11 protein-coding genes and 1 tRNA gene are annotated in these 16,295 nt (G+C 68.7%); 8 read left to right on the top strand and 4 right to left on the bottom strand.

Annotated features, from left to right (window positions below):
• Nucleotides 1-2: 2 nt before the first annotated feature.
• Nucleotides 3-4,370, bottom strand: coding sequence for a carboxypeptidase regulatory-like domain-containing protein (locus tag ACWGJP_RS02975; RefSeq protein WP_452328262.1), 4,368 nt, complete (start codon nucleotides 4,368-4,370; stop codon nucleotides 3-5).
• A 106-nt stretch (nucleotides 4,371-4,476) separates the two neighbouring features.
• Nucleotides 4,477-5,529, bottom strand: coding sequence for a LacI family DNA-binding transcriptional regulator (locus ACWGJP_RS02970; RefSeq protein ID WP_452328261.1), 1,053 nt, complete (start codon nucleotides 5,527-5,529; stop codon nucleotides 4,477-4,479).
• 133 nt (nucleotides 5,530-5,662) lie between these two features.
• Here ACWGJP_RS02970 and ACWGJP_RS02965 point away from each other — a divergent pair, with 133 nt between their 5' ends.
• From ACWGJP_RS02965 to ACWGJP_RS02935, 7 genes are all read left to right on the top strand, one after another.
• On the top strand, nucleotides 5,663-6,775 hold the full coding sequence (locus ACWGJP_RS02965; RefSeq protein WP_452328260.1) for a Gfo/Idh/MocA family protein: 1,113 nt from the start codon (nucleotides 5,663-5,665) through the stop codon (nucleotides 6,773-6,775).
• A complete protein-coding gene (locus ACWGJP_RS02960; protein ID WP_452328259.1) occupies nucleotides 6,772-7,668 on the top strand; it encodes a DUF6807 domain-containing protein in 897 nt (298 codons plus the stop codon). Before ACWGJP_RS02965 ends, ACWGJP_RS02960 begins: the two co-directional genes overlap by 4 nt.
• A complete protein-coding gene (locus tag ACWGJP_RS02955; RefSeq protein WP_452328258.1) occupies nucleotides 7,665-8,360 on the top strand; it encodes a cupin domain-containing protein in 696 nt (231 codons plus the stop codon). Before ACWGJP_RS02960 ends, ACWGJP_RS02955 begins: the two co-directional genes overlap by 4 nt.
• Before the next feature lie 153 nt (nucleotides 8,361-8,513).
• Nucleotides 8,514-9,431, top strand: a complete 918-nt coding sequence (locus tag ACWGJP_RS02950; protein ID WP_452328257.1) for a carbohydrate ABC transporter permease — start codon at nucleotides 8,514-8,516, stop codon at nucleotides 9,429-9,431.
• Nucleotides 9,424-10,347 carry a carbohydrate ABC transporter permease gene (locus tag ACWGJP_RS02945; RefSeq protein ID WP_452328256.1) on the top strand — a complete coding sequence of 308 codons (924 nt, stop codon included), beginning with the start codon at nucleotides 9,424-9,426 and terminating at the stop codon, nucleotides 10,345-10,347. Before ACWGJP_RS02950 ends, ACWGJP_RS02945 begins: the two co-directional genes overlap by 8 nt.
• A 48-nt stretch (nucleotides 10,348-10,395) precedes the next feature.
• Complete coding sequence (locus ACWGJP_RS02940; protein WP_452328255.1) at nucleotides 10,396-11,703, top strand: ABC transporter substrate-binding protein; 1,308 nt, start codon at nucleotides 10,396-10,398, stop codon at nucleotides 11,701-11,703.
• An 82-nt stretch (nucleotides 11,704-11,785) separates the two neighbouring features.
• Nucleotides 11,786-12,931, top strand: a complete 1,146-nt coding sequence (locus ACWGJP_RS02935) for an acetylxylan esterase (protein ID WP_452328254.1) — start codon at nucleotides 11,786-11,788, stop codon at nucleotides 12,929-12,931.
• A gap of 25 nt (nucleotides 12,932-12,956) precedes the next feature.
• Here ACWGJP_RS02935 and ACWGJP_RS02930 read toward each other — a convergent pair whose 3' ends face one another.
• Nucleotides 12,957-14,870: a DUF6807 family protein gene (locus ACWGJP_RS02930; RefSeq protein WP_452328253.1), complete on the bottom strand. Its 1,914-nt coding sequence runs from the start codon at nucleotides 14,868-14,870 to the stop codon at nucleotides 12,957-12,959.
• A gap of 145 nt (nucleotides 14,871-15,015) precedes the next feature.
• On the opposite strand from ACWGJP_RS02930, the gene ACWGJP_RS02925 reads away from it, so the two are divergent.
• A tRNA-Ser gene (locus ACWGJP_RS02925) sits at nucleotides 15,016-15,107 on the top strand.
• Nucleotides 15,108-15,211: 104 nt separating this feature from the next.
• Here the strand turns inward: ACWGJP_RS02925 and ACWGJP_RS02920 are convergent.
• A complete protein-coding gene (locus ACWGJP_RS02920; RefSeq protein ID WP_452328252.1) occupies nucleotides 15,212-16,201 on the bottom strand; it encodes a LacI family DNA-binding transcriptional regulator in 990 nt (329 codons plus the stop codon).
• Nucleotides 16,202-16,295: the final 94 nt, after the last annotated feature.

Genomic DNA, 16,295 nt, shown 5'->3' with positions numbered 1-16,295 from the left:
CGCTACTCCAGGGTGAACCGGAGCGTCGTGGTGTTGCCGGCGACGTCGTGGACGACGAGGGTGTTCTCGCCGCGCACGGCTCCGAACGTCCCGGGGACGATCCCGTTCACGTCCGACCATGCGTTGTCGACGAGGTCCTTGACCGTGCCGTTGATCGTCACCCTGTCGATGCGGCCGGCGTCGTACAGCTTCACGCTGAGGCGCGTGTAGACGCCGCCGGTGCCCACCGTCTCGCCGGCGCCGCTCTTCACCGTCACGGTAGGAGCGGTGCCGTCGATCGTGACCGCATAGGTCCTCGTCTGCGAGATGTTCCCCGCGAGGTCCTGCGCGTTGTAGCGGATGGTGTAGTCGCCGTCGGGGAGCGCGACGGTCGCGCTGTGCGTGCCGGAGCGGGCGCCGTCCATCGCCGTCTGCGTGCTCTTGACGAGCGTGCTGCCGCGATAGATGTTGGCCACGATCCGCTGCAGTCCTCGATCGTCCGATGCATCGACGCTCACCGCGAGGGTGCGATGCGGGCCCGTGGTGGTCGGGCTCGTCAGGGTGCTCACCGGCTTCGTCGTGTCCGGCGTCTGCGCCGCAGCCCGCGTGACCAGCAGCGAGTATGTGCCGACATCGCCGGCGAACGATCCGGCCGTGATCTCGATGGTGTTCTCGCCGACCGCGAGCGGGATCGTCGCTCCCGACTCATCGGCAGGCAGCTCGACGCCATCGATCTGCACGGGCTGGCCGTTCCAACCGCGGTTCACCTCCACGCGCACCGACGTCGTCCCTGCCGCGACCTCCTCGGTCACGACATAGGGCGAGTCCGATCCCTGGCGATACGGATCGAATGCGGGGGAGAGCTCCAGCCCGTCCACCCGCACGTCGCCGAGCGCGGCCAGCTGGCTCGGGTTGGTCCGCGAGAGCACGACCGTGTATGCACGGGTCGATCCGTCCTCGGCGGTCACGACGACGGGGATGCGCGTGGCGATCTCGACGACGTCGGGGTCTGCGCCGTCGAGCGCGACCTCCACGCCGTTCTCGTCGGTGACGATGGTGCCATCGACGCTCACCGCGGCGAACGGGCTGTCCGCCGCGGCGCCGACGGTGGCCTTCTCGGCGAACGCGTCCACGGTGCCTGTCAGCGTGAGCCCATCGACCGACGGCGTCAGCTCGACGTCCTCGTCGCCGATCCGCACCGTCGCCGCGCCGAGCGCCGCGTCGTCGGCCTCGAACGGCACACCGGTGTTCACGCGGAAGTCGTCGATGAGCAGATCTCCGACGTTCGAGCCGTTGATGTAGAAGAGGAAGTGGTCGAGATCGTCGACCTTCGTCCTCAGCGGCTGGTCCGTGAGCAGCGGCGTCGTCATGTCATCGACGTAGAAGTCGAACGTGCCGGCATCCAGATCGACGACGTTGCGCACCGTGTACCAGCGCCCGACGACGTAGTCGGTGACGTTCTTGACCGTGCTCGCCCCCGTGACGTTGTGGGTCATGATCCGTCCTCCGGAGAAGCCGATCGTCGCCGAGGGGTTCGTCGACGAGGCGGGCGCTGCGGCGTTCCATCCGCTCTCCGTGTACGAGTACAGCGCCAGCTGGTTGGCCGTCGTGTTCGTCGTTGTGCGCTGCAGCCTCGCCTGGATCGTCACCGTACCGGTGAGGTCGAGCTCCTCGGTGTTGTGCACGCCCAGCACCCCGGAGGAGGAGCTGGACTTGTTGATCCGCAGGTATTTGTTGCCTGCCTGCGCTTGGTCCTCCTCGACGGTGATCGTGCCGACGGCCGCGTTGGTCTTGGCGACGAGCATCCCGTCCGCGGTGCCGCTGAAAGCGCCGGCGCCCTCGTCATCGAAGCTCTCGCTGATCGCGTACGAGGTCTCGGCGACGACGGTGCGCAGGATCAGGTCCGCATCGGTCGTCCGCGCGGCCGAGACCGAGAGGCCGGTCACGGAGGAATCCTGGTATCCGTCGCGGCGCGCCGTCACGGCGTATCCGTCTCCTGCCTCGACACCGGCGAAGGCGTAGCCTCCGGATGCGTCCGTGTGCGTCTCGGCGATGACGGCATCGTCCAGCGAGAGCTCGACGATGGCATCCGCGAGCGGGGAGCCCGCCGAGCTGACCGTGCCCGAGAGGGTGCCCTTGGTCGTCGTGGTGGCGCCGAGCGCGAGGTCGCGGCTGATCGAGGCGTGCTCGGCGAGCGAGATCGTCGTCCCCTGGCCCGGCTCGTAGTCCGTGGCCGAGGCGGTGAGCACGTGCTCGCCGACCGGCAGCTCGAGGACGAAGCGGCCTCGGGCGTCGGTGGTGACGGAGACGGACCCGCCCGCGACGGTCGCCCCGGGGACGGCGACGCCCGCGGCATCCGTGACGGTGCCGGCGACGAGACCGTGGCCGTCTGCGGGACGGTACGCGACCGGCCCGATCTGGCCCGTCTCGGGCAGCGGCTCGCCGAAGAAGTCGACGGCGAGCGGGAGCAGGCTGGTGCCGAGGCCTCCGGTCGTGTCGAAGCCCGGTGCGATCGCTGCGAGATCGACGTCGGTGCCGGCGCCGACGAGCGGCGAGGTGTACGAAGCGACCGCCGCATTGCGGATGTCGTCGGCGGGGTCTCCGCCGAGCAGCGGGTCAGCGGTCGCCGCCGTCGCGTCGGCCGCCGGTGCCGTCACCTGAGGGCCGAAGTAGGAGTTGCCTGCGAAATGCACGCCGGGGAACTCGGTGCGGAACGCGGCGCCGGCGACGCTCGCCCTGGCGTTGTAGAAGACGTTGCCGATCACATGATGCGGATTGCGTGCAACCAGGTAGTCGCTCGCGCTGCCAGAGGACTCGAAGAATCCGACGGTGTTGTTCTTCAGCGGTGCGACGGTGTTGTACATCAGGTTGTTGTAGATGACGTTGACGCCGCTGTTGCCGTGCGGGTTGATGTAGTTGCGGTCGACGTCCTGGATGATGTTGTAGCGCACCACCGCGGTGCCGAAGCCAAAGCCGCAGAGCAGGATGCCCTCGCCCGAATCGTGCACGTAGTTGCCCTGGATGAGGATGTTCGAGGTGCCGCGGTCCGGGTCGATCCCGTTCGAGTCCGCCGCGCCCGTGCGGGTCGCGAGCTCCGCCACCTCGTTGTCCTGGACGACGATGTCGTCGGCGTAGTACATCTCGATGCCGGACACCCCCGCGCCGTCGACGACGTTGCCCTCCACGACCGCGCCCTTGATGCTCGTCAGGTACATCGCGTCCCAGCCGTATTCGGTGTCGCGGTTGGTCAGGTAGTTGCCGGTGATGTGGATGTCGGTGTGCGGGCGCCAGTCCGGGTCCTCCGTGATCGTGCCGTCCGCCGCGGCCTTCGCGACGGCTCGGTCCCCCCAGCCGGGGCTCAGATCCTGGTAGCGGTTGGTGCCCATGCCCGCGAACTGCTTGAACGTCAGGTTCGCGAAGGAGGTGTTGGCGATGACGCTGTCGCGCACGGTGACGTCCTCGAACGTCGATGCCGTGGTCGCATCTCCCTTGAGCCCCTCGAAGATGATCCCGCCGGTGCGCTTGGAGCGATCGAGCCCCGCGCCGCTGACCGACCATGTCACGCCGCTCACGTCGCGGACGAACACGTCATGGATGTCGAATCCTGTGAGGCTGCCGGCGTTCTCGCCCTGCACGTGGATGCCTCGGAGGTCACCCGTGAGCGGATCCTCCTGACCCGGTACCTGACCGTATGCGCTCGCCGGGGTGAAGTCGCTCGGATCGAAGCCCGCGGTCTCGTTGCTGATCTCGAGGTTCGAGATGTCCCAGTGCGACTGGTTGGTGAGCTGCAGGACGTCGTTCACGACGCCGCGCCCGTTGAGCTCTGGGGCGGCGCCGTCGCCGTAGCTGGACAGCACGATGGGATGCTCGGCGGTTCCGGAGCCGCCGGGCGCGAGCAGGGCGGTGGCGTCCGTGCCCTCGACGTCGGTGCCTGCGCCCCCGCTCCACGTGGTGTAGTCGTATGCCTCTCGGCTCACCTCGGTGCCCTCCGCCGCCCAGACGCTCCCCGCCTTCAGGAGGATGCGGTCGCCGGGGCCGAAGGTGCGGTCGTTGACGTTGGTGAAGCTCTGCCACGCGGTCGCGGCAGAGGTCCCGTCCGCGCTGTCGTCGCCGGCGTCTGCATCGACGTAGTAGGTGATCCCGCTGCCTGCGGGGGCGGATCCGTCCTCGACGGGAAGGATGCCGGAGGACACCACGTCGCGCCCCTTGGATTCGAGAGGGGTCTTGTCGGTGAACCCGGCGAAGGTGCCCGCGGAGGCATCCGTCGGCATCGTGATGCCGGGGCTCGCCGCGGCGGGCGCGGCCGTGAGCAGGCCCGCGCAGAGCAGTGCCGAGGCCGCGGCGCTCACCAGGAGCGCGGGGCGACGGCGGGAGGAGGACGGTCGGGACATCGATGCGCCTTTCCGCTTCCGCATCGTCGGCGAGACGGAAGCAGTCGCTTAGTGAACGTTCACTGCGACGGTCGCGAGTGACGCTAGTGAACGTTCACTGACGCTGTCAACCCCCGTCGACGGATTCCCGTGCTGCGACGCGCGCGGGAGCCGGGCCCGTCGACTCCCGCCAGATGGTGCGGTTGAGCGGGCGCTCGGCGGTGATGAGCGACGGGGTGTCCGCGCCGTCTCCTCCGCGCAGGACGGCGATGAGGCCGGTCATCGCCGTCGCGCCGAGCAGCTCGTGATCGACGTCGACCGTGGTGAGGGCGGGGTGCATGAACTGACCGATCGGCTGGCAGTCCCACCCCGTCACGCTGAGATCGTGGGGGACTTGCCAGCCGCGCTCCCGCGCCCCGCGAAGCACGCCGGCGGCGATGAGGTCGTTGCCGGCGATGATGGCGGTCGGGCGGTCGTGCTCGGGCAGGCGGCGCACAGCCGCGATGCCGCACTCGGCGGTCCAGTCGCCCTCGGCGACCTCTCCGTCGATCCCCTCGGTCGCATCGACCACCGCCTGGAAGGCGGCGCTGCGTGCGCGGGCCGAGGCGAACTCGAGTGCACCCGTGATGTGCAGGAGACGGGTGTGACCCAGGGCGGCGAGTCCGTGCACGAGCTCCCCGATCGGCGAGGCGTCCGTCAGCTCTGCGATGCCGCGCATCTGATCGTCGTAGCCCGCGGACACGTGCACCGGCACGGCCGTCTCCGGGATCTCGCTGGTCAGCGGGGCGATCGAGAGGATGCCGTCGACCTGCCCCGAGTCGGCCAGCTCGACGGTGCGGGCGGTGCGCTCCTCGGCACCGCCCTCGACCGAGAGCACATCGATCGCGAAGCCGTTCGCATGGGCTGTCGCGCTCGCCCCGGCGAGCACGCGGGCGGGGCTGAAGGCGAGGGTCGGGACGACGACGGCCAGTCGTCCTGTCTGCTTCGTGCGCATCGAGCGCGCCGCGGGGTTGGGGCGGTAGCCCAGTTCGGTGACCGCCGCCGCGACGCTCTGCCTGGTGCTCGTCTTCAGTGATGCGTTGTCGCGGAAGAAGCGCGAGACGGTCTGGTGTGAGACGCCGGCGAGGGCGGCGACCTCCATGATCGTCGGACGTCGTCGTCCGGCGGGCTGGTCCGTCATCGTGTGTCTCCTCAGGACGTGTTGACAGCAGGGATGATCGTTCACTATCTTGGCATGCGTCACAAAAGGTGAACGATCACTATTTCGAATCCGCATCGCTGCAGACGCGGTTCGAGGAAAGCCGCAAGGGCCCATGACCACTCCTTCCGCCCCGCTCCGCGCCGCCATCATCGGCACCGGTGGCATCGCTCACGCCCATGCGGAGGCCATCCGTTCGCTGCCAGGGGTCATCGACCTCGTGGCCGTCGTCGACCTCGACCGCACTCGTGCCGCCGATTTCGCGGCTGCCTTCGGCGTCGCCGCGGTGTACCAGGATGCCGAGTCCCTCTTCGCGGGCGAGCAGATCGACCTCGTGCACATCTGCACCCCGCCGCAGACGCACGCGCCACTGGCGATCCTGGCCGCCCGTGCCGGCGTGCCGTCTCTCGTGGAGAAGCCCACCGCGCTCAGCCTCGCCGAGCTGGATGCCGTCGCCGAGGTGGCTCGCGAGACAGGCATGCCGGTGCTCACGGTGTATCAGCACCGGTACGGGGCGGCGGCGGTGCGCCTGCGCGAGCTCGTGGCGGAGGGCGATCTCGGGCGCCCGCTGGTGGCCACCTGCGAGACCATGTGGGATCGCCCGGCGGAGTACTTCGACGTGCCGTGGCGCGGCCGGTGGGAGGTCGAGGGAGGCGGGCCGACGATGGGGCACGGCATCCACCAGTTCGACCTGCTCCTCTCGGTGCTCGGCCCGTGGCGTCGGCTGTCGGCGTTCGCAGCGCGGCAGAAGCTCCCGACGGACACCGAAGACGTCTCCCTCGCCCTCGTCGAGTTCGACAACGGAGCGATGGCGACCGTGGTGAACTCGATCGTCTCTCCGCGAGAGTCGTCGCGGTTGCGGTTCGACTTCGAGCACGCGAGCGTCGAGGTCGAGCACGTCTACGGCTACAGCGCCTCGGACTGGACCTTTACGCCGTCGGACGGGCACGAGCATCTCCTCGCGCTCTGGCAGGACGGGCTGGACGACGAGCGCAGCGCGCACCGCAGTCAGGTGAAGGCGATCGCCGACGCGCTCCTCGCCGGAGAGGCGCCGGGGGTGGATGTCGAGGACGCCAGGCGGACGCTGGAGTTCGCCGCCGCCACCTACGCCTCTGCGTTCCGTGGCCTTCTCGTGCACGCCGGCGACATCGACGGCGACGACCCGTTCTACACCAGCATGGACGGCGGCGCCGTGCCGTGGTCCCGGATCAAGGAGGTCCAGCGATGACCCTCTCCTTCGTGACCACCGACGGTTCGTTCGTCGTGCGCGACGGCGACACCGAGTTGCTGCGGTACGTCTTCGTGCCGGACAGCCCTGAGCTGGAATCGCCGAAGCCCTACATCGATCCGATCCGCACGAGGGCCGGCCGTGTCGTGTCCTTGTTCCGGCCCTGGGATCACGTCTGGCACAAGGGGATCGCCTGGTCGCTGCCCGTCGTCGACGACGAGAACTTCTGGGGCGGTCCGACCTACGTGCACGGCGAGGGGTATGTGCAGCTGCCCAACAACGGGACGCAGCGGCATGTCTCCGTCGAGACGGCGGAGGCGGGCGAGGACGGAGCCCGCTTCGCACATGCGCTGGAGTGGACGACGCAGTCGGGGCGCGCGGTCTTCCGTGAACGCCGAACCCTCTCGGTGCGGCTCCTGGATGACGACAGCTGGGCGCTGACCTTCGAGACGGTGCTCACGAACGTCTCCGACGCGGAGGTCCGCATCGGCTCTCCGACGACCAAGGGGCGCGAGAATGCGGGATATGGCGGGCTGTTCTGGCGCGGGCCGCGCTCGTTCACCGAGGGTACGCTCGTCACGGTGGACCGCACGGGCAGCGGCGACGACGTGCGCGGCCAGCGGCATGAGTGGATGGGCTTCGAGGGGCGTCATGACGTCATCGACGCGGTGTCGTTGCTCGTGATCGTGGATGCCGAGCGCAATCCGCAGCATCCGCCGCAGTGGTTCGCCCGATCGGCCGAGTTCGCAGCGCTGAACCCCGCGCCCTTCTTCAGCGAGGAGCTCCCCATCGCGCCGCAGGAGTCCGTGACCTTCCGCTACGCGGTCGGGGTCGCGGATTCCGACCATACTGCTGCGGCCGGCCTTGCGGCGCGGCTCAAGGGGCTGTTGTGAGCGTGTTCCCCGGCGGTGTCGCGCTGACCGACCTCGCCGTCTACGACTGGGCGGGCTCGGACGGATGCCGTGGTGGCTCGCCGCACGTGCATACCGCGTCGTCTGAGGGCTACCTCGTGACGGGCGGGGTGGGGGCCGTCGAGACGCTCTCCTCAGGCGGGTTCGCCCGTCATGCGCTCGGAGCGGGGGACGTGCTCTGGTTCACCCCCGGCACCGTCCATCGGCTGGTCAACGACGACGGTTTACGCCTCGTGGCCGTGATGGCCAATACGGGCCTCCCTGAGGCGGGGGACGCCGTCCTGACCTTCCCTGCCGGGGTGCTGGCCGATCCCCGGCGCTACGCCGAGGCGGCGACGCTGCCGCAGGGCGATGGCCGCGCCGATGCCGCCAGGGCGCGTCGCGATCTGGCGCTCGAGGGCTATCTGCGGTTGCGCGACGGCGGACCGGCTGCGCTGGAGGAGTTCCAGCGCAGGGCTGTCGAGCTCGTCCGTCCCCGGGTGGCGCAGTGGCGTCGTCGGTGGGAGGCCACCGTGCTCGCCGAGACCGAGCGCACCAGGGTGCAGCTGGACGCCTTGGAGGCGGGGGCGCCCGGCGTGATGGCCGAGTCCCTCGTGACGCGTGTGGTGCGAGACGAGGGGGATCGGCGCTACGGGATGTGCGGCATGCTGCAGACCTGGGAGTGGGATGCGTAGCGGTCGGGAAACGCTTTCTTGTTTCCGCTTGCATCGAATCGGGAAAGCGATTACCATCAACGGGAAACGCTTTCCGTTTTGGCTTGTGCGAACGGTCGCAGGCGATGAAAGGACGATGATGTTCAACAGATCGAGCTTGGCGGTGAGTGCGGCATGACCGCCCTCAACGAACTCCGCCACCTCAAGGGCGTCAAGCCCCGGAAGGGCGACGGCAAGGCCGCGCTCCTCTTCCTGCTGCCCTGGTTCATCGGCCTCTTCGCCGTGACGGCGGGTCCGATGATCGCCTCGCTGTTCTTGAGCACGACGAAGTACAACCTGCTCCAGCCGCCGACGTTCATCGGCGCGGACAACTTCATCCGGATGCTCACCGACGCGCGCCTGCACCAGTCGCTCGGGGTGACGTTCACCTACGTGCTCGTCTCGGTGCCGCTCCAGCTCGCCCTCGCGCTCGGTCTCGCCGTGCTGCTCAACCGGGGTGTGCGCGGCCTGGCGTTCTACCGGTCGATCTACTACCTGCCCTCGCTGCTCGGCGGCAGCGTCGCGATCGCCGTGCTCTGGCGGACCGTCTTCGGCACCGAGGGGCTCTTCAACCAGTTCCTCGCCTTCTTCGGGATCGAGGGGCAGGGCTGGATCTCGAACCCCGACACGGCGTTGAGTACCCTGATCATCCTGAACGTCTGGACGTTCGGTGCTCCGATGGTGATCTTCCTCGCCGGCCTCAGGCAGATCCCGCACTCCTACTACGAGGCGGCGAGCGTCGACGGCGCGACCAAGTGGCGCCAGTTCTGGTCGATCACGATGCCGCTGCTGAGCCCGATCATCTTCTTCAACCTCGTGCTGCAGATCATCCACGCGTTCCAGTCGTTCACGCAGGCCTTCGTGGTCTCGGCGGGGACGGGCGGGCCGGCCGACTCCACGCTGCTGTTCTCGCTGTATCTGTACCAGCGCGGCTTCGGCAACTTCGACATGGGATACGCCTCGGCGCTGGCCTGGCTGCTCGTGTTCATCATCGGCGGATTCACCGCCATCAATTTCTGGGCTTCCAAGTACTGGGTTTTCTACGATGACTGATCAGCTCCCGCGTGAAGACACCGCGACCTCGACGATCCTGAACGCACGCACCGGCGCGACGCGGACCAGCGCGGGCCGCAAACGCCTGCCCACCTCGGTCTCCGCCGTCGTGAAGCACATCGTGCTCATCCTCGGCGCCCTGATCATGCTGTATCCGGTGCTGTGGATGGTGGCGAGCTCCCTGCGCCCCAACGACGAGATCTTCAAGGATCCGAGCATCCTGCTCCAGGACTTCGAGATCCAGAACTACGTCAACGGCTGGAACGCCTTCGCCCAGCCCTTCGGGCACTACATGGTCAACTCCGCGCTGATCGTGATCGGATGCATCCTCGGCAACCTCGTCGCCTGCTCGCTGGCGGCGTACGCCTTCGCCAGACTCGAGTTCCGCGGGAAGAACTTCTGGTTCGCCATCATGCTCGTCACGATCATGGTGCCGATCCACGTCATCATCGTGCCGCAGTACATCATGTTCTCCCAGCTGGACTGGGTGAACACGTACATCCCGCTGATCCTGCCGAAGGTGCTCGCCACCGATGCCTTCTTCATCTTCTTGATGGTGCAGTTCATCCGCGGCATCCCGAAGGAGCTCGACGAAGCGGCACGCATCGACGGAGCGGGCCACGGCCGGATCTACTCCCAGATCGTGCTGCCGCTGATGGTTCCTGCCCTCGGGACGACGACGATCTTCACGTTCATCTGGACGTGGAACGACTTCTTCTCGCAGCTGATCTACCTGACCAAGCCCGACCTGTACACGACCCCGATCGCCCTGCGGGCCTTCGTGGACGCCCAGTCGGTCACCGACTGGGGCGCGATCTTCGCCATGAGCGTCGTATCCCTGCTCCCGGTCTTCCTCATCTTCCTCATCGGTCAGCGCTTCCTCCTCCAGGGAATCGCCACGACCGGAGGCAAGTAAGCACCATCCCTTCCGCACCAGTCCGACATAACGACAAAGGAGCCTTTTATGAACGGCAAGATCATGCGCCGCGGCGGCATCGCCGTGGCAGCGCTCACGACGGCGGCGCTCGCGCTGACCGCGTGCGGCGGCACGTCCAACGGGGGAGAGGCCCCCGAGCTCAGCGACGAGCCCGTCACGATCAACATGACCTGGTGGGGCAGCGACAGCCGTGCCGAGCTCACCCAGCAGGTCATCGACGCGTTCGAGGAGGAGTACCCGAACATCACCGTCGAGCCCACCTTCGGCGACTGGGCCGGCTACTGGGACGGCCTCGCGACCGCCACCGCGGCCAACGACGCCGCTGATGTGATCCAGATGGACGAGCTCTACATCGCGTCCTACGGCTCGCGCGGCGCGCTGGCAGACCTCTCGAGCCTCGACATCGACCTCTCCGGCATCCCGGAGGACGCGGTCGGGACCGGTCAGGTCGACGGCGTGCAGTACGGGGCGCCGATCGGCGTCAGCGTGTACTCGATCATCGCGAACAAGGACCTCTTCGACCAGTACGGTGTCGCCCTTCCGGACGACGAGACCTGGACCTGGGACGACTACGCGGCACTCGCCAAGGAGCTCACCGACAAGAGCGGCGGAGAGATCCACGGCACGGGTGTGATCGGCGGTCTCGATACCGGCAGCGTCCGCTACTGGGGTCGTTCGGTGGGCAGCGAGCTGTTCGCGGAGGACGGCACGGTCAGCCTCGACCCGCAGTCGCTGGCCGACATGTGGCAGTACCAGATCGACCTGATCGACTCGGGCGCCTCGCAGAGCGCCGACGCGATCAACGAGAGCTACGCGGCAGGTCTTTCCGGCAGCGCGATCTCGACGAACCAGGTCGCGATGGGCATGGCATGGCACGCTCAGCTGACGGCGTACCAGGCGGCGAACGGTGGGAACCTCGTCCTGCTGAAGCTGCCGCAGCCGGCGGACGAGAAGCCCGACTTCTACAAGCCGTCGATGTACTGGACGGTCTCCAGCCAGAGCGAGCACCCGGCCGAGGCCGCGCTCCTCGTGGACTACTTCCTCAACAGCGAGACGGCGGCGAAGATCATCGGCACCGACCGCGGCATCCCGGCGAACGAGAACACGCTGGCGGCCATCGAGTCGGACCTCAGCGAGACCGATCAGGCCGCGATCGAGTACCAGAACCGCATCGAGGCCGGCACGGCCCCCATCGTCGCCCCGAACGGCGCGAGCGGTATCGAGGCGATGCTGCAGCGCTACACGCAGGAGGTGCTCGCGGGTCAGACCGAGCCCGCTGCCGCGGCGGAGGCGTTCATCGCCGAGCTGCAGGGCGAGATCGACGCAGCCGGCTGATCCTGCTGCACTGATCAGGGCCCGGGGACGGTTTCGCACCGCCTCCGGGCCCTTTCGGCTCCACGGGCGACGAGGAGGACGGATGGAGAAGCGCATGAGGGATGCGGGTGGCGTCGGCGCGGCCGGTCCTCTGGCCGGCTATGAGGACTGGGTGCCGTATCTGAGGGACGCGCCGAGGTATCGGCCCGCGCATCCGGATGCGGCGAGGCTGGCTGCCGTGCTCGGTGTGCGCCGCCCTCTGGCTGCGGAGAGACGGGTGGTGCGCGAGTGGTGTGAGGACGGCGTGCGCGGCCGAGAGCTGGAATGGCGGCTGCCGTACGGGCCCGCCACGACGGCGTATCTGCTCGTTCCCGACGATGTCGTCGCGCCCGTCCCTGGCCTCCTCGGGATGCACTGTCACGGAGGGGTGCGGTCGACCGGCGCGGAGCAGCTGGTGCGCACCGACCGGGATCCGTCGGCAGCCGCCGCCAGGCTGCGCGCCGAGGTCTACGACGGGAAGGCCCCCGCGAACGATCTGGCCATGGCGGGGTTCGCCGTGCTGGTGCACGACACATTCTCCTGGGGCAGTCGGGCCTTCGATCTCAGCGCACCGACGCCGCGGCTGGCCGGGCTCATCGCCGCGCAGGAGGCGGCGTGGCGTGAGGCGGGTATCGATCCCGCACCCGATGTGCGCTTCGATGCGATCTCGGGGCTGCACGAGGATTCGCTCGCCAAGGCGGCGGGGATGCTCGGGACGAGTCTCGCCGGTGCGGTGGCGGCGGATGACCTGGCGGCGCTGGACGTGCTCAGCGGCCTGCCGGAGGTGGATCCCACTCGGATCGGGGTCTTCGGGCTCTCCGGCGGCGGAGGCCGTGCGGCCCTGTTGGGTGCGCTGGATCCACGGGTGTCAGCCGTCGTGATCACGTGCATGATGGCCACGTTCGACTCGCTCGTGCCCGCGTACCTGGATGTGCATTCCTGGTTGCTGCACAGCCCGCGCCTGCGGGAGGAGTTCGACTGGCCCGAAGTGGCCGCCATCGGCGGTGGGCGGCGGACTCTCGTGCAGTACGGACGGCACGACCTCCTGTTCCCTGAGCGCGGGATGCGTGCTGCCCACGAACATCTCGAGGCCGTCCACCCGGACGGCGGATACCGGGGTGCGTTCCACGACGCGGGGCACGAGTCGACGGCGGCGATGCAGGCGGAGGCGGCGGAGCTCTTCGCGGAGGCGCTGCAGCGGCGGGCTTGATGCCGATCGATGAGCGCTCGCCGCGTCAGCCGAGGAGGGCTTCGATCTCGGCATCCGAGAGGCGTCCGTCGGCGATGAGTCCGCGGAACGACAGGGTGAGGGATTGGCCGGCTGCGACGTGGACGGAAGAGTCCCAGGCGAGTGACGAGCCGATGCCCGGGTAGCCGGCGACGCGGACGAACCAGGGGTCGAGCGCCGTCCGCTCGTCTCCTGGTGCGAGTACGACGGTCGCCTCGCCGTCGGGGAACCGCGCGGCGAAGGCGAGCCAGGCGGAGGTGGTGCCGTGCACGGCATCCTCGCCGGAGGCATCCGGCGTGCGGACGTCCACATCGGCGGATGCCGGGAAGCGCCAGGCGAAGCCGCCGTAGCCGCCGCCGATGCGTCCGTGCGATCCGGGGCTGCCCAGCTCGACGGCCTCGGTGCCGGCGGTCAACGTCGTCGCGGTGCGGAAAGCCCAGGCCCGCGCATCGTCGGTGGCGGCGAAGCGCCAGTCCGTCTGCTCGGTCACCAGTACGGCACCTGCGGGGGTGAGCCACTCGGCGTTCGCGGAGAAGCCGTCGCCGGCGGCGTCGAGAGCGGTCGTGACGATGCGGCCGTGGTCGGCGAGCCAGCGGTAGTCGCTGCCTGGGACATACGTGCGTCCGCCCCAGAAGTTCACGCCGCCCGCGTGCTGCACGGCCACTGAAATGCCCAGGTGCCAGTCGTGGTCGGCGGGATGCGCGTCGGTGACGACGGTGCCGCCCGGCGTGCGGATCGGGTGGAGGAAGGGGCGCGGGCCGGAGGTGGGTGCCACGGTCGACCCGTCGTCGCGGACGGCGACGATGCGTCCGTCGACGCGGTACTCGCTGGTCCGCCCGGGGGAGGGCTCGGCGGCGAAGGGGGCGCGCAGCTCGCTGAAGAGGGCGCCCGCCCGCGCGGTCGCCTGGACCCACTGGGAGATGTCGTCGACCGAGACGCGCGATGCTGTGCGGGTGAGGGCGGACCCCGGGATCGGTGCGGGGTCGGGTGCCGTGCGGACCGCCTCGAGCACCTCCATGTAGGCGCCGGTCTCGACGAGCGGCGAGAGCAGGGGCGCTCCGGTGTCGAGGTGATCGAGGAACTGCTCGAACAGCTCGATGCGCCCGGGGCGGGATGTGCGGCCATCGGGGTACTGCAGGACGTCTTCGGTATACGTGAAGAGCACGTCGACGGCGGGCGTGCGCACCTCGACGAGGGGCTCCGGATGCTCGTCGGCGGCGAGGGTGAGTGCGGCGGACACGATGCGGCCGTTCGCGAGGGTGATCCGGATGCTGGAGGTGTCGTCGGCCTCGATGTCGTTCGCGCGGTAGAGCTCCAGCTCGATGCGTGCGACGTCTTCGCGGCGACGCGCGCCGGCGATGCGCAGCGAGGTGGCGATCGCGTGCGAGAGGGCGTTGGTGAGGACGCCGTCGACGACCGGTTCGCCGTTCAGGCTGCGCTTGCCCGCCCAGGCGGAGCGGTTCCAGTACGAGACGTCGCGGCTCCAGTTGGCCCAGGTCGCCACCGAGGTCGGCTCGCCAAGGCTTGCGAGTTCGGTCAGGCCATGCGATCCGAAGCTCTGGAACCCGACCTGGATGGCGAGCCCTGTGCGCTCCTGGAGGGCGAGGAGCTCGGTGAACTGCGCCATCGTGGCGACCGGTGGCTTCTCCAGATAGACGTGGCTGCCGGCTTCGAGCGCGTTGGCGGCGAGGGCGAAGTGCGTGTTGGTGGGGGTGGCGACGATGACGATGTCCGGCCGGATGCCGGCATCCAGAGCCGCGCCCAGCGTCGGCCACGAGGGAGTGTCGGATCCGAAGCCCTCCTCGGGGCCGCCCTTGGGGTCGGCGAGGCCGATCAGCTGTACGCGGTCGCCGAGGCGTTCGAGGTTGCGCAAGTGGACGGCGCCGTAGCCGTGGGCTCCGACGAGCAGGACGGTGGTCATAGGTGCGGCTCCAGACGGATGCCTCTGCGCATCCTCACCCAGGATACTGGAAAGCGCTTACCGTGCGGAACTCGAGCCGTGGTTCGACCAGCCTCCCGCGACCCGTTATGATGGCATGACGCGTCCGTGTTTCGGCCGGGCGCATGGAGACGTCGCATAGTCAGGCCTAGTGCACCACCCTGCTAAGGTGGAGTCCCCTCACGGGGACCGAGGGTTCAAATCCCTCCGTCTCCGCCACAGAATCCCTGTTGAGAACGCAAATATGAAGGCTGATCCTGCAGCTTTGATTCCTTGCCCGCGAAGATCCAGCTCGGACTAGTGGTGCCGGGGGAACGAAGCTCTCAGGCGCCCGAGCTCGCTCGTTCGAACAGCGTCGGAGCGAGCGTCACCGTCCGGTGGCTATGGTCTTCCTCGCCGGCGACCTCCTCGAGCAGCACGCTCGCGGCAATCCGGCCCATATCGTGTCCCGGCTGCCCGACGCTGGTGATCGGGATGGAGCTGTCCTGAGCGAAGTGGTTGTTGTCGTAGCCGACGACAGCGATGTCTTCCGGGACGCGGATGCCGGACAGCTGCATCGTCTGGATGGCTCCCGCCGCGAGAGCATCGGCGGCTGAGATCAGGCCTTCGGGGCGCTCGTCGGACGGGCGCTCGCTCAGTGCGGCGCCCAGATCGTAGCCGCCTCGGACGGTGATGCTCCGGGTCTCGATGACCTCGAGCACTGCCCCCGGTGTTTCGGCGACGGCGCGTGATGCGCCGGCGTGACGCTGCGCGATCGCGGACAGGGCGAACGGGCCGCCGGCGAAGGCGAGTCGCCGAAGCCCCTTGTCGAGCAGGTGTCGCGCTGCGATATAGCCGCCGAGTTCCTCGTCGACCACGACCCCGCAGTAGCCGTCACCGCCGGGCCAGTTCACGAGCACCAGGGGAACGCCGTGCTCACGCGCTGTGTCGGCGGCGCCCAGCGGCGCGTCCAAGGGGGCGAGCAGGATGCCGGCGACCTTGGTCTCTTCGAAAACGCCGATGTAGGCATCCTGCTTGGCCAGGTCGACATCACTGTTGGCGAGGAGCAGCCGCATGCCGTGGCGATCGAGTTCGTCCTCGACCCCGCGTGCCAGGTCGACGAAGTAGGAGTTGCCGAGGTCGACGACCACGAAACCGACCGTGTCTGCACGACCGGTCACCAGTGAACGCGCCGCGTTGTTCCGGACGAAGCCGAGTTCCTTGATCGCACGAAGGACGCGTTCGCGCTTGTCCTGCGTGACGATGTGCGGGTTGTTGAGCACATTGGAGACCGTGCCCAGGGAAACGCCCGCGTGGCGCGCGACATCTGCCATGACGGGTCTCGAACGCCGCGATGCGTCGAAGGTGGTGTTCATCGCTGTTCATCCAATCGTCACCGACGCTCGTTTGGCAATTTGAGCGCTTCAA

The sequence above is a fragment of the Microbacterium sp. NPDC055903 genome, from assembly GCF_053615555.1.
This window is presented reverse-complemented; position numbering and strand designations above follow the sequence as displayed.

Coding starts and splice junctions, on each gene's coding strand:
- ACWGJP_RS02950 (WP_452328257.1), top strand. CDS start 8,514: ATGACCGCCCTCAACGAACTCCGCCACCTCAAGGGCGTCAAGCCCCGG.
- ACWGJP_RS02920 (WP_452328252.1), bottom strand. CDS start 16,201: ATGGCAGATGTCGCGCGCCACGCGGGCGTTTCCCTGGGCACGGTCTCC.
- ACWGJP_RS02930 (WP_452328253.1), bottom strand. CDS start 14,870: ATGACCACCGTCCTGCTCGTCGGAGCCCACGGCTACGGCGCCGTCCAC.
- ACWGJP_RS02940 (WP_452328255.1), top strand. CDS start 10,396: ATGAACGGCAAGATCATGCGCCGCGGCGGCATCGCCGTGGCAGCGCTC.
- ACWGJP_RS02970 (WP_452328261.1), bottom strand. CDS start 5,529: ATGACGGACCAGCCCGCCGGACGACGACGTCCGACGATCATGGAGGTC.
- ACWGJP_RS02960 (WP_452328259.1), top strand. CDS start 6,772: ATGACCCTCTCCTTCGTGACCACCGACGGTTCGTTCGTCGTGCGCGAC.
- ACWGJP_RS02945 (WP_452328256.1), top strand. CDS start 9,424: ATGACTGATCAGCTCCCGCGTGAAGACACCGCGACCTCGACGATCCTG.
- ACWGJP_RS02965 (WP_452328260.1), top strand. CDS start 5,663: ATGACCACTCCTTCCGCCCCGCTCCGCGCCGCCATCATCGGCACCGGT.
- ACWGJP_RS02935 (WP_452328254.1), top strand. CDS start 11,786: ATGGAGAAGCGCATGAGGGATGCGGGTGGCGTCGGCGCGGCCGGTCCT.
- ACWGJP_RS02975 (WP_452328262.1), bottom strand. CDS start 4,370: ATGTCCCGACCGTCCTCCTCCCGCCGTCGCCCCGCGCTCCTGGTGAGC.